General features: G+C 64.6%; 12 protein-coding genes. 5 read left to right on the top strand and 7 right to left on the bottom strand.

Features of this window, described 5'->3' with window-relative positions:
- Positions 1–48: 48 nt before the first annotated feature.
- Positions 49–1,836: a M1 family metallopeptidase gene (locus tag VGE27_RS01570; protein WP_331047872.1), complete on the bottom strand. Its 1,788-nt coding sequence runs from the start codon at positions 1,834–1,836 to the stop codon at positions 49–51.
- 188 nt (positions 1,837–2,024) lie between these two features.
- On the opposite strand from VGE27_RS01570, the gene VGE27_RS01565 reads away from it, so the two are divergent.
- Positions 2,025–2,810, top strand: coding sequence for a sigma-70 family RNA polymerase sigma factor (locus tag VGE27_RS01565; RefSeq protein ID WP_331047871.1), 786 nt, complete (start codon positions 2,025–2,027; stop codon positions 2,808–2,810).
- 95 nt (positions 2,811–2,905) lie between these two features.
- Positions 2,906–3,802, top strand: coding sequence for a hypothetical protein (locus VGE27_RS01560; protein WP_331047870.1), 897 nt, complete (start codon positions 2,906–2,908; stop codon positions 3,800–3,802).
- Between the two features lie 68 nt (positions 3,803–3,870).
- Here the strand turns inward: VGE27_RS01560 and VGE27_RS01555 are convergent, their stop codons facing one another.
- The 4 genes from VGE27_RS01555 to VGE27_RS01540 all read right to left on the bottom strand — a co-directional run bounded on the left by VGE27_RS01555 (position 3,871) and on the right by VGE27_RS01540 (position 9,780).
- On the bottom strand, positions 3,871–4,674 hold the full coding sequence (locus VGE27_RS01555; protein ID WP_331047869.1) for a hypothetical protein: 804 nt from the start codon (positions 4,672–4,674) through the stop codon (positions 3,871–3,873).
- A gap of 4 nt (positions 4,675–4,678) precedes the next feature.
- On the bottom strand, positions 4,679–7,762 hold the full coding sequence (locus tag VGE27_RS01550) for a CHAT domain-containing protein (protein WP_331047868.1): 3,084 nt from the start codon (positions 7,760–7,762) through the stop codon (positions 4,679–4,681).
- 87 nt (positions 7,763–7,849) lie between these two features.
- Positions 7,850–8,821: a hypothetical protein gene (locus tag VGE27_RS01545; protein WP_331047867.1), complete on the bottom strand. Its 972-nt coding sequence runs from the start codon at positions 8,819–8,821 to the stop codon at positions 7,850–7,852.
- On the bottom strand, positions 8,818–9,780 hold the full coding sequence (locus VGE27_RS01540; protein WP_331047866.1) for a hypothetical protein: 963 nt from the start codon (positions 9,778–9,780) through the stop codon (positions 8,818–8,820). Before VGE27_RS01540 ends, VGE27_RS01545 begins: the two co-directional genes overlap by 4 nt.
- A gap of 60 nt (positions 9,781–9,840) precedes the next feature.
- On the opposite strand from VGE27_RS01540, the gene VGE27_RS01535 reads away from it, so the two are divergent.
- The 3 genes from VGE27_RS01535 (at position 9,841) to VGE27_RS01525 (ending at position 12,030) form a co-directional block, all read left to right on the top strand.
- A complete protein-coding gene (locus tag VGE27_RS01535; protein ID WP_331047865.1) occupies positions 9,841–10,038 on the top strand; it encodes a DUF1289 domain-containing protein in 198 nt (65 codons plus the stop codon).
- Positions 10,039–10,241: 203 nt separating this feature from the next.
- On the top strand, positions 10,242–11,480 hold the full coding sequence (locus VGE27_RS01530) for a serpin family protein (RefSeq protein WP_331047864.1): 1,239 nt from the start codon (positions 10,242–10,244) through the stop codon (positions 11,478–11,480).
- A gap of 349 nt (positions 11,481–11,829) precedes the next feature.
- On the top strand, positions 11,830–12,030 hold the full coding sequence (locus VGE27_RS01525) for a hypothetical protein (protein ID WP_331047863.1): 201 nt from the start codon (positions 11,830–11,832) through the stop codon (positions 12,028–12,030).
- Between the two features lie 116 nt (positions 12,031–12,146).
- On the opposite strand, the gene VGE27_RS01520 is transcribed toward VGE27_RS01525, so the two are convergent.
- Together VGE27_RS01520 and VGE27_RS01515 are read right to left on the bottom strand one after the other, a co-directional pair.
- Entirely contained in the window at positions 12,147–12,563 is a 417-nt protein-coding gene (locus VGE27_RS01520; protein ID WP_331047862.1) for a VOC family protein, read from the bottom strand.
- Between the two features lie 44 nt (positions 12,564–12,607).
- Positions 12,608–13,030 (bottom strand): DoxX family protein, encoded by a 423-nt coding sequence (locus VGE27_RS01515; protein ID WP_331047861.1) that lies wholly within the window; start codon positions 13,028–13,030, stop codon positions 12,608–12,610.
- Positions 13,031–13,079: the final 49 nt, after the last annotated feature.

Genomic DNA, 13,079 nt, shown 5'->3' with positions numbered 1-13,079 from the left:
GCGGTGAACACGGGCGACGTCTCCTCTGAGGCGTCGCCCGTTGTGCATTCAGGGCGTTTGTGGTTCCACGCGAATCTCGCCCAGTATGGCCACGTCGGGATCGGCGTCCAATGTCACGGGAGTTCCAATGAGATGGAGCGGCATCCGCAATATCTGCGTCGACGTGGCCTGCAGGTTGAGCGTCACGCGTTGCGTGGCGCCGGTTGCATCACGCAGTTGCAGCACCAGTGGCAGGGCAAATGGCGCGAATCGCGCACCTTGCGACACGGTGGCTTCGAGCGTGCGCGAGGTGCTGTCGTAGCGCCACTTGACGGTGAGTTCCGCGAAGCCCGGGCGGTGCAGCCACTGTGTGAAGAACGGCTCGAGCGAGCGGCCGGCGTGTCGTTCGAGAATGTGTTGCAACTCGCGCGTGGTGGCCGTGCCGTGGCGGAAGCGCCGCTGATATTCACGAACACCGGCAAAGAACACCGAGTCACCGAGCGCGCCGTGGAGCATCCGCAAAACGAAACCGCCCTTCTGGTAGCTGTTGCTGTTGAGCAATCGCATTGGCGACGTGGCACCCACGGTGTCCACCACCGGTCGTTCGGCGGAGATCTTCGACGCGAGTACCGTCGAGCGCATGTTGCGCAGTTCCGCGTGATACGCGCTGTCGCTGCGGGCAGCGCGCAGGTAAAGCGCGGTCCAGTACGTGGCGAAACCCTCGGACAGCCACACGTCCTCCCAGCGTCGCGGTGAGACAGCATTGCCGAACCATTGATGCGCGGTTTCGTGCGCGATGAGCCCGATGCCCATGCTGTGCCGGCGGAACGCATTGTCGGCGTAGAAGATGACCGTGGCGTTCTCCATGCCGCCAAAGCGCGTGGACGACTGCACGTGGGCCAGCCGCTCAAATGGGAAGCTGGTGGCGGTTTTCGCGAACTCCTGCACGACGCGCCCGGCCTCGGTGAACGGGCCGGGCACGTAACTCGTTTCTTCGGGGAACGTCCACACGGACTGCGGAACGCAGGCGCCATCGATGCCGCTCCCGCAGGCAGTCGGACCGAGTGCTGTCTCCTGCATGCGCGCCGCACCGATCACCATGAGGTAGGTGGGGATGGGCTGACGCATGGTGAATTGCCAGGCGGAGTAGCCCTGCCGTGACGACAGGGAGGCGTGGGCAGTTTGCGTGCCATTGGCCACGACAGCGAGCGAAGACGGTGCGATGACCGTCCACTTCACGGTGGCTTTGTCGCTGGGATGGTCGACGGTGGGCAGCCAATGGCGGGCGCGATCGGGCCAATTGTCTCCGAAGGCGCGCCATCCCCGTTCGGCGGCGGGCGGCTTGTCGCTTTCGGTGATGATGAGTCCATCGTCAGGTGTGCCATGCCATCGCACGGTCACGGTCAAGTGGGTGCCATCGGCGCCGGTGAGCGGGATGTGCACCCGTTCGGCGTCACGCCGAAAAGGGCGGGAGCGAGTACCCACCAGGACCGAGTCGACGAGCATGGCGGCTTTGAGATCGAGTCGCAGCGTGTCGACGGTCCGGCGGCGATTGACGGTGAGCGTGGCCGTGCCCTGAAACTCCCGTCCGCTTTCTGGGAGCGTGATCCCGAAATCGTAGTGCGCGACGTCCACGCCCGGATGGTACGGAAAGAGCGAATCCGGAGCGATCAGCGGGGCGGTGGGCGCGGATCTTGGCGTTGTCGGCCGAATGGTGGTCTGACTGGCCTGCGCCTGAGCCGATGCCGGGGCGAAGGCAGTGAAGGCGATGGCGACGCCAGCGAATCCGGTGGCGCAGAGGGCAGCAAGGGCGAGCCTGCTGAGCCTGTTGGTGGGGACAGCGAATGGTACGCGCATGGCACCAACGTACCGCCGGCGAAAAAAGATGGTCAATCAATCATTGTCATCATTGGGTGCGTCGGCCCGCGATTGAGTGCGGGCAGACCGCGAAATTCATGCTTCAGGCGCTCTCGCCAATCATCGGACGGACGGGCTGCTTCGTTTTCCCGGCGCGCTGGGTACATTGGCGAGACCATGGCAACGTCATGAGCCAACCGTCCCTGTACGAGTCCCAGTTCCTGGAACTCTTGCCGACGATCGATCGGATCGCCGGCTCGCTGGCGCGTGCCAGACGGCTGACGGGAGCAGACGCAGACGATTTTGTCTCGGTCGTGCGGGCGCGGTTCGTGGAAACGGACTACGCTGCCCTGCGGCAGCATCGTGGCGAAGCGTCAGTGGGGACGTACCTGACGGTGGTGATCACCCGTTGGCTGCAGGACCAGATCGTGGCCCGGGACGGACGCTGGCGCCCGACGGCGGCGGCGGTTCGTGCGGGACCGGTGGCGATCCTGATGGAGCGATTGATCACCCGCATGGGTTCGTCAGTGGACGAAGCGGTCGCACAGCTGATGACCGAAGGCGGACATGGCTATTCAGAGCGAGAGCTGCGCGCGCTGGCTCGTCAGCTTCCCCCACGCCCGCCAATGCGACCCAGGCTGGTGTCGGAGCTGGATGCGCGGGATGTGCACAGCGGGGCCCGCGAGCTGGCCGATTCGGGACTGACCTCGCAGGATAACCTGTCGGCAGAGGAACGGTTCAGTTCGGCCCTCAAGGATGCGCTCGCTGCGCTCGAGGAGGAAGATCGCATGCTGGTGACGATGCGATTCCTCGATGGTCATACCGTCGCACAGATCGCCCGCGCGCTGCGCATTGAGCAAAAACCGCTGTATCGCCGACTGGACCGGCTCATGGTGACACTCCGTCGCACACTGGAGGCCGACGGTATAACGGCCGAGGACGCGGGCGAACTGCTTTCTCGCGCGGATCAGTGATCTTTTCAGGAACAGCGGAGGGAAACTTTTCCCGGCCGTCCGTCAGCATGTGTGGAAGCCAATGAAGCACGTCGCGTGTCCTACGAGGAGCCTGGGTGAGCGAAGGGTCTGATGCTCGAATGATGTCCGATGCGGAGCAGGTGGCAGCGCTGATCGACGGGCGGTTGTCGCCCGCAGCGCGCACCGCACTGCTGGCTCGACTGTCGCAGGATCCGGAATGGCGTGATGTGCTGGTCATGGCCGCGGAGCAGGTGGATCAGGTACCTGATGCCACGACGGCTTCGCGACCGCTACATGACGAAGACGCCACCATGTTGCCATTTGCGCCGAGGGTGCAGCGGTGGCGCTGGACCATGGCCGCGGCGGCCGTGATGCTCGGCGTGGCCGGTTTGTCGTACTGGACCCATTCGCAGATGTCCATCGCCACACCGCCGGTGCTCACGCTGGCGATGGTGGAGCCGCCTGCTGCGATGGGTGTCTCCGGCGGATCGTTGAGTGTCTCTCCGGCACTCGCCCGGTGGACGCGAGTGCGTGCGGCCACGAATGAACTGCCATCTCGCGCGGTGGCGGTGCGACTCGGAGCGTTGGCATCTGCTACCCTGCAGGCGTCGCGAGCCGGTGATGCGACGAACGAGCGCATCTACCGCGAAGACATGAAAGCGTTGCTCGGGCAGTTACCGGGCAGCAGTCCGTTTGCCGCGGCGCTGGATTCCACCCAGAATGCCCAGTCGCTCTTCGAACTCTTCCAGCAGGTGCGCGCGCTGGTCGACGGCCGCGCGTTCGACGCCGGTGCGATGCTGGCGTTGGCGCATGTGCGCATCGACATCGCGTCCGATCGCCTGACCGCCCTCCTCGCTACCGACTCGGCATCAGATACCGAAGTGGCGCGTCATCTCGCACGGCTGCACGAGACGGGTGCTCTGAACGGTCCGGCTCCCAGCTCTGCCACCGTCGCGACGCTCGACTCCCTGCTGGCGCGACTCGGCCACTGACCCATTGCAACAAAAAAAGCCGCCCGGATCCTCGAAGATCCGGGCGGCTTTTTTGCTATGCGTCAGACTCAGATGTCGCCGTCGACGAACGCACCGGCACAGAGGGAGTCTTCCGAATAACCCAGAGTGTGTACCTCACCAAGCGTGATCTGGTGCGGCGCCACGGTGCGCGGCATGAACTGCGGCACCGGGGTGGGAGCCGGGGAATCCGGACGGTGCGTCAACAGGTAGTTGGCCGCGAAGTCATCGTCCGAGCGGCTTTCCGTCGGCTTCTGCCCCATGCGATCGGCCAGCGACAACACCTGAATGACCAACGTGATCGCGCCATTGCGCGTGGCGTCGCCACGCAGCGTGATCGACTCCTGCTCACTGCCATCGCGCAGAGTGCGGGAAATGCTCACGGTGTCGCTGACGAGCGGTGCACTCCAGGCCTCGCGATAGGTGAGCAACATGTCCATCTCCGTGCCACAGCACGCAGGACCCACCAACGGATAGGCGCCTGGCGACAGCGTGCCCGGCGTGAACTGCACCACGCCGTTCACGGCTTCGGGGCACTCCACAAACGGTGCTTTGCGCGTGACCGGCGAGCCGGCTTCGGGACGCAATCCGATCAGAAATGACTGGGCCACCGTCGACTTGGGCTGGGCGTGTGTGGCCTTCCGGAGATCGAGGCTCCAGTTGCGCAGATCCCAATACACAGGCTTGCCGTCTTCGGTGTAGGCGCCGTCGATGTACAGGGAAGGGTCGTGCGGGGCGATCCACCGCCCTTCGGGGGTCTTGGCATGCTCTGCAACCGGGAACATCAGTTCCCAGTGGGATCCACGGTTCATCCAGACTCCGAGTCCCTGGTGGAACACGGTCATGACGCTCATGTCGTTACTCTCCTCGTACCAGTAGCTGAAAGGCGGACCACACGAATGGTGTGTTGCGTGCCGGATCCGGGTCACGCCGCATCTCGAGTTGTGCGCGTCGCAGCGCTGCCGCGGGAGGCAGGCCGGCGCGCAGGGCCTCATGCAACCGTTGCATCAGCAGCGCGGTGGCATCGTCATCAACCGGCCAGCCGGCGGCGATGACATTGCCCACACCAGCGCGATGCAACACACCGGCCAATGACTCAAGGCCACTGGTTGGCGTAACACTTGCAACACGGGTGTCGCACGCGGCCAGGATGATCAACTCCACGCCGGTCAGTTGATACTGGCTCAGTACACTGGCGCGCAGCAGCGAATCGCCCGTAGGGGTGGGGATACGCAGTGCCGATTGTTCGGGGATCACGTCATCGATGATGGCGTGACCGGCGAAGTGCACGATGCGGGTGCCCTGCATCGCCTGCTGCAGATTCGCTCCAGCCGCGGTGGACACCACACGTCCGCTCTGACCCCATGTCCTGCTGACGGCGTCGATTTCGCGCACTGCCCCGGGTAGGCGTGCCGCACCGGCCCGAGGTGCCGCATCGATGATGAGCGTCGTGGGCATGGCGGAGCGACGAACCATTGGCACGGACTCGCGTGGGGTATGGCCAGTTGGTGCAATGGCCATCGCGAAGTCTTCCAAGAGATACCGCCCGTCATTTCCCTGCCGGGCCGAACGCAGCGCGGGCCAAGGCACTCTCGTGGCCACTCCCTGCACATCGAGTAGCAGTGTCGCGCCGGTGTCGGGTGCTGCCCCCGCCTGAGAAGCCGAACGCCATGGCGCCACCAACGCATCATGCATGGCGGACAACGCGACTGGATCGGTGCGGTCGATGAGCGCCAGTAACTCGGATGTGCGAGCCGGAGCCACCTGGACGCGCAGGGCGTTCGCTCCGGCACCCGCTGATGACGCGCGCGTAAACAGCAACACGGAGTCGCCGAGCTGTCGCACTCCGAGCCACAGACTCGCCGGCAATGGGCGTGCATAGCGCGTCGAATCGGCAAGGGCGAGTCCGCTCAACACCGCGAGGGCGGCTGACGAACGTCCCTGTTTGAGCAGTGCGCGCGCCAGATACTCACGGCTCTCGCGCACCATGGTCAGCAGTCGTCCTTCCGCGAACACGGTGATATCCCGCGGACCGCGCGCCCGATACTCGACCAGTGCGCTGTCCAGCTCGACCACCGCACCGACTGTGTCGCCGGCCAACAGGCGGGCACGCGCGTGCAGCTGCCGAATCTGCGTCAGTCGGTTGGCGTTGGAGACCACGCGTTCGAGCGCGAGCGCCGAATCGAGGGAGCGGGCGATGTCACCAGGTGACCGCGTGTCACGCAGAAAGGCGATCTCTGCTCTGCGCAGGCGCAGGTGATTGAGAAACTCGCGTTGCGTCGCCTGGGGAACCGTCTTCATCACGTCGGCGAAGTGGTCAACTGCGGCTGCCGCGATCTCAATCGCTCCCTTTCTCTTGCTCGGTGGTGCGAAGGCCACTCGCAGCGTGGCTTCCTGGGCTCGGCGATTGGCCTGTTCGAGTCGCGACACTGTCCGTTGCAGGTATTCCGCCAACGACTCCGACTCTTCGCTCATGGCCGCCGCAGCGTTCGTCAGGCGATTGAACTCCACGCTGCGCTGCAATTGTCCATATGCACTCAGGGTACGTCCCGTGATCGGCTGCACCGATGCTCGGCGTGCACTTCTCAGTCCGGCCAGGACCGCGGTGCGTTTGTCTCCCAGGGTGTTCTCGGCCCCGACACGCATCGCCGGCACGGCAACGGCGCACTCTTCATCGCGCGTTTCGAGACACTCCTGCTCCAACGCGATGAACACATCGCGCGCCGCGGCATGCTCCCGAGTGGTGAGCTTTACGAGTGCGTCCAGCCACGCGACGCGTCGTTGCACCCATGGGTATTCCACCGTCGCAAATCGTGGAGCTTCCTCATCCAGAATGCGTCGGGCGTCAGCCGGCGCCCCACGCTGCACCGCCAGCAAGGGTTTGAGATACCAGGTCCAGGCCGGAAACGCCCTGGCAAATGCGTTTGCTGATTGCACCCGCACCAATGCTGAGTCGACCTTCGTGTAGTCGCCTTGATAGAAGGCGATCCAGTAGTCGGCGTACGCGATGAACGCCTCGGCAAGCTCACGACGGGCGGTGGCGTCCTTCGTGTTTTGCAGCACAACCAACACCGCACGTGGAGAATGGTGCCGATCGGGATCGCGGCTGTTCTGCGCGATCGTGTCCAGTTCCGCGAGAGCACGAGTCGTACCGGCAGAATCACCGGCCAGGTGGGCGCGCCCCCAATCCGGCCCCACCGTACGCCACACATACTCGCGCGTGAAATCGAACCAACGCCCGCTGCGTGCATTCGCTTTTGCATTTTGTGCGAAGGCGTTTTCGCCGAGATCGACATGGGGCCTGGTCTTGCCACTCAGGCGCTCGTACCGCGCCCATGCCGATTCTTGCGCGCGATGCAATCCGATCCATGTCGATGCCAGCGCGCTGTTCCATGCCGCGGGCGCCGAGGAGGGGTCGAGGATCAACGCTTGTTCGGCCGCGTCGAGCGCGGTGAGCAGGTCCAGTCCGTCTCCACCGCGCTGGTAGCGCAGCAGCAGCGCGGCGGCGAGGTCAGAGTGCATGGCGGCTGTGGCACCCGCTTCCCCGGATGCCTCGCGCAATGCAGTGATCGCTCGTGCCAGCACGGTGTCGTTCCGTGTGCCATACCACAGGTCAATAAGCGCGCGGGTGTGTGCGACATCGCGCGCCACGTCGACGGAGTCCGCGCTCCGGGCCGCTGCCGTCTGTTCGTTCAGCGAGACGGCGATGGCGGTGAGTCGCCGAGTGGCGATGGAATCATCGGTGCGCGCCGACGCGCCGCAGTCGTTCTGGGTGCCGAGGGCGGTATCGGCAAACACGAGCTGGCGGCACTCCATACCGCCGCCGGTGGACAAGGCCACCGGCACACCCCACGACAATCCCTCGAGGCCGCGCTGCGGCGCGTCACCACGACATGCGGAGAGGGCGCATAGCGCGCCGAGCAAAAGGAAGAGAGATCGCATTCCCTTTGAGTATGCGCAGCTCCTCTCGAGGCCGCCACAGGGCGGCTCGTAACACGTGACGGGACCGTCGGATACGGCGTTACGCGCTCAGAACGTCCAAGGTATCAGCTGCACCTTCCGGGTGACCAGAATTCGGGAATCCCGTCCGCCGATGAACCCGACCTTGGCATTGCCCCAAGCCACATAGCCGCCCAGGCGCGACCGCCCCCGAAATGGCGATTCGAGTGCTCCGTCCCCCTCACCGGCCACCAGTGCGCCGACGGTGACATGGCCCGGGCGCAGCACGCCTCCCTCCTGGCCACCCCAGCCTGGCCGCCAGATGTAGACCCGCAGGCCCGCCTCGGCCACACTCACGGCGTCACTGCGCGTGCCCTTCCGTGGCATGCTGATCCAAGTAGGCACGTACGCGGCAGAGAGTTCGAGACGCGATGGCGATTCATCGGGGCGCGGGCCGAAGACTGGCAGCCACTGCGCGGCGTAGTTGAGCCCCACCTCCGCGATGTTCCGGGTGGGTGCGTCGGGGCCGTATTTGCGTTCGAAGCGACGCAGTCGTTCAAGGCTTTCGGCCAGCGACTGCTGACGACGCGCCGAATTGAACGCGTCCACCGGCACGAACAGTTCGCGCGTACGGGTGGCGCCCACCGCACCGGCCAAGGGTCGCCGCACTGACTGCTCGGCCAGCGCCGCGAGGGTGTCGATGGCCGCCGCTTCGGCCGCGGTGAGCGCTCGTACCCGACGTCGCGCGACATCGGAGAAGCGAGCCCGTTCGGCGACCAATGCCTGCAGCGGTTGGGCGGCGATCTCGGGGCGCGTGAGGCGCGACGAGACGTCCTGCACCTTGGCGTGGAGCAGCGGCAGGTTGAGCAACGAATCGGCCGTCGCCAGTGCACGTACCAGAGAGTCGATGGTTTGCCGCGCGAAGCGGGTGGCCAGGGCAGCTCGGGCGCTGGAGTCTGCCGGCGGCTGGGCACCGAGCGGCGCAGTGCTGGCCATGAATGCAACGGCGGTGATGGCCAGCATGCCGCGTGCGGCAGGTGAAGCGGTGGGGCCCCGTTTCATGTCAGCCACTCACGAAGCTTCTCGGCGTGGCGGTCCACGTAGCCTTCCCAGCTGTGCGGATTGCTCATGCCATACAACGGCGGGGCATCGGGCCGGCGAGAGGCGAGGAAGGTGTCCAGCAACGCGGCCGGGGAATCGATGCCAAGCAACTGCTGATCATCGACGAGGGCCGCGAACTGCCCATTCACGTTCATGTAGCCCCAGTCCGCGCGGCGGCGAAAGAAATGCCCACCCACGGGATCGAGTGAACCGGTGATGGAGATCCAGCGGTTCACCGAGTTGGTGACGCCGCCGAGCATGAGCGGCTCGTTGGGAATGGACAACGCATCACCTTTCACGGAGTACAGCCAGCGGCGGTTTGGCACGAGCGGTCCCATGCGATCGGCCACGGTGCGAATGAGCTGCACCGGCGACGCCATGAAGATCACGTTCTCGAAGACTACGCCTTCGGAGCCCGGGCGCAGCGCGTGCGTGCCCATCACGGCGGCATGATGCAGCGCTTCGTAGGTGTGGAAGCAGCCGAGCGAGTGGCAGATGATGGAGATCTTGCGGTCGAGCGGATCGATATTGGACGCTTCGGCATCGAGCAGCATGCGCTTGACCTGCGCGAGAAATGCATCGCGTACGGCCGCACGCGCTTCGGCCACGAGCACGGGCCACAGCACATCGCCGATGACTTCGGCCATGGTCTCGCCGATCTCGGGATCGTTGATGGACGTGGAGAGCGTGTCGACTGCCTGCTGCAGCAGTGATCCCACCTGCAGCTTGTTCTTCACCCAGTCGTTGATCTGGTCATACCACAGTTGGTAGATGACCGTGTCGTGCGCGGCGGGGCCGAGTGCGGCCTTCACGCGATCGAGCAGCTCCTTGTAGTCACCCGGCGCGGCGTTGCCGATGCCGTGCACGAGGAGGATGGCGCGGTTGCTCGTCCACTCTTGGCTCTGCGGATTCCACGGCATCGAACGATTCGAAAGGGCGGGTCTGGAAGGACGGGGAACTCATGATGATAAATTCCCCGCATGACAGATGGCGGAGATATGACGGACTGGACGGCGGAGTCGCCGTGCATCAAGGTGTGCCGACTGGATCTCGACGATCGATGCTACGGCTGCGGTCGCTCGCGTGACGAGATTGCTCGCTGGTCGGGCATGACGCTGGACGAGCGCCGCGTGGTCAACCGGCGCGTCGGTTTTCGAGGGCACAAGCGCGATTGGTAGTTGAGTCTGCTTGCGCTGCTTTGATGGTGTTCGGGAATTGGTCGAAGGCTGCGACTGAGCGGCCGATACGGTAGCCGGTTGCACACACGGCTGCTGAACGAACGGACCGATAAGTGTGACGCACGTCGCATGTCGATGTGACGGGTACAGGCGAACATGAGGTAGGGCGAGAGACGGACCTCCCACCCCGACCAGATCCCGCCATGGCCAAATTGCTCTCTCGCAGCGCGCTCATGGGAGCGTTGCTGCTCGCAGCCTGTAGCGAAGGCACCGGACCAGGAGATGCCGGCACGCCGGCTGATTCATTGACCGCGCTACCGCGTGCCCTGACCGCGGTGGAGCAGGAAGGCATTCAGGCCAACAACCGTTTCGCACTGCACCTGCTGCGCACGACGGCATCCACGCGCACGGGCAACGTACTGTTGTCGCCGCTGAGTGTGTCGTTTGCACTGGGCATGACGATGAACGGGGCCAGCGGCGAGACGCTGTCCGAGATGAACCGGACGCTGGGCTGGGGTACGCGCACGCGCGCTGAGACCAATGCGGCGTATCGCGATTTGCGCACGATGCTGCCCTCGCTCGACAAGTCCACGACCATTCGCATCGCCAATGGACTGTGGGTGCGTCGTCCGATGGTGATCGATACGGGCTTTCTGCGCGAGGCGCGCACGTTCTTCGATGCACCGGCGCAGTCGTTGGCCACGCCACAGATCATGTACGATTCGGTGAATGTGTGGGGCAACCGTCATACCGACGGCATGATTCCGCGCGTGCTGCAGGATGAGCCGCCCGCTGATCTGGCGATGCTGCTGGCGAATGCGGTGTACTTCTCCGGCACCTGGCGTGACAAGTTCGATCCGGCCAAGACCGCATCCATGCCGTTCATGCTCTCATCGGGGGCGCAGATCTCGCATCCGATGATGCAGCGCGAGGGTGGATTCAGCGCCTTCCAGAATCAGAATCTGATGGCGGCCGAAATGTTGTATGGCAACGGCGCCTACAGCATGGTGGTGGTGGCACCGGCGACCGGAACGGCCACAGCATTGGCGGCGCGCCTCGATTCGGCGGAGTATGCCACGATCGTGCGCGGGCTCCGTCAGGCGGACAATCGCTCCATGATCTTCCTGCCGCGCTTCAAAGTGCAAGGAATTCTGGAGCTTGCGCCCGATCTCCAGAACATGGGCATGCCCCGCGCCTTTACTGCCGCCGCCGAGTTTCCGCGGCTCGTCAATGAACCGACGAAGCTGAAGTTCGTGCGGCATGCTGTGGCGCTCGAAGTAGACGAGCGTGGATCACGTGCAGCGGCCGTGACCGTCGTGGGCGCAGTCGTGGTCTCGATGCCACCCAGCTACCAGTTCAACCGGCCGTTCGTGTTCTTCATCCGCGAACGCCTGAGCGGCACGATCCTTTTTGCCGGTGTGGTGAACGACCCCCGTCAATGAGCGGTGCGGGGGGCAGGACCCGCGACTTGGCGGTGCTGCATGCCGAGAGGTGGCGGGAGCAGGCCGGCGCGAGTGCGCCGTGAAGCGGAGCGCGCAGTCACAATGCACAATCACGATGACAGCCTGACCGGATTCGGTCGGGCTGCTGTCGTTTGTGACAGGACGTTACGTGGGTGAGTATCTGAAATACCTGCCCGAATGGAGAAACCCGGCGCGCCGTTGATCGTAAGGAAGGCGCGGAGGGCTCCACAGGGGAGACTTCCTGAAGTCATAGATTCGAAAAAGTGCAATCATGTCGTATACCACACGTTCCTCAATGCGCTCGACAGAGCTCCCGGTGATGAGGCCCATGATGCGGCCTCTGCCGACGTCCACACGCGAGATGGCGGCCCGTACGGGTACGCGTCTCACTGCCTCGCCGATGCAGTTGGCGAAGCAGAACGCGCGGCGTCGTCGCCGTCAGCGGGTGCTCACCATGTCGATTGCGCTCCTTGTTGTCATTGTCGCATCACTGGTTGGGGCGCATCCGCTGCACGCGGCCCTGCGCTGAGTTTGGATGTTGTCGAAGCGGTGAACTGAACGATCCACTGATAGCAGTGAGTGAAATACCTGAGGGCCCGACACGGGAATCCGTGCCGGGCCCTCGTTGTGTGTGCGCCGAACCGATCAGGCGGCGGGCATCACGAAATCGGGATTCATGAAGAACACTTCCCAGTGGTGACCTTCGGGATCGTAGAAGCTCCACCCGTACATGAAGCCCATATCCTGAGCGGGCATGGCCGGGCTTCCGCCGTTCGCCAGCGCCGTCTGCACCATGCGATCCACCTCCTCCCGGCTCTCACAGGACAACGCGAGCAGCACCTGGGTGTGGGTTTGCGGGTCGCCCAGCGGCCGCGTCGTGAAGGTCTTGAAGTACTCCTCCTTGAGCAGCATCACCGAGGTCGTCTCGTTGATGATCAGTGCAGCCGCGTTGTCGTCAGTGAACTGCGGGTTGTAGCTGAACCCCAGCGCGGTGAAGAACGCCTTGGTGCGCGGCAGGTCGCGCACGGGCAGGTTGGGGAAGACCATGCGGGCGAAGGCCATGGGTCACGCTCTCCGGAAATGGGATCGGTGGGATTTGACGAAGCTCAGTGAGAACCAGCGGACTGCACGAGCGCCTGCACACGACGGTCGCGCAGGTAGAGCGCGCCCCAGAGGAGCACGGCCACGTAGATAGGGAACAGCACGTGGCTGAACAGCGGATTGCCTACCCGCACATGGGTGGCGATGGCGCCGCCGAGGTAGCCCGTCCATAGCACGGCGCCAATGGGCGCGGTCCGGGGCACGAGGTAGATCAGCAGCAGCACCATTTCCAGTGCGCCCAGTGAGGTGAGCACGCCGGCGGGATAGCCCAGCTGCACCGTGGCGTCCGCCGCCTCGGGCGAGGCAATGAGCTTGTAGATGCCGTCAAAGGCGAGAAACAGGACCACGATGCCCTGCATGATCCGCGCGCCCCAGAGGCGAAGGGGAGCAAGGGGACGGGCCGGCGTGGCGTGGGAGGCGAAGGACATGCAAGGCTCCAAAGTGAAGGACACCCCTTTGACTCCACCTCCCGCCAAA

Origin of the sequence: Gemmatimonas sp. (genome assembly GCF_036405635.1) — a bacterium.
Classification (GTDB): Bacteria; Gemmatimonadota; Gemmatimonadetes; order Gemmatimonadales; family Gemmatimonadaceae; genus Gemmatimonas.
This window is presented reverse-complemented; position numbering and strand designations above follow the sequence as displayed.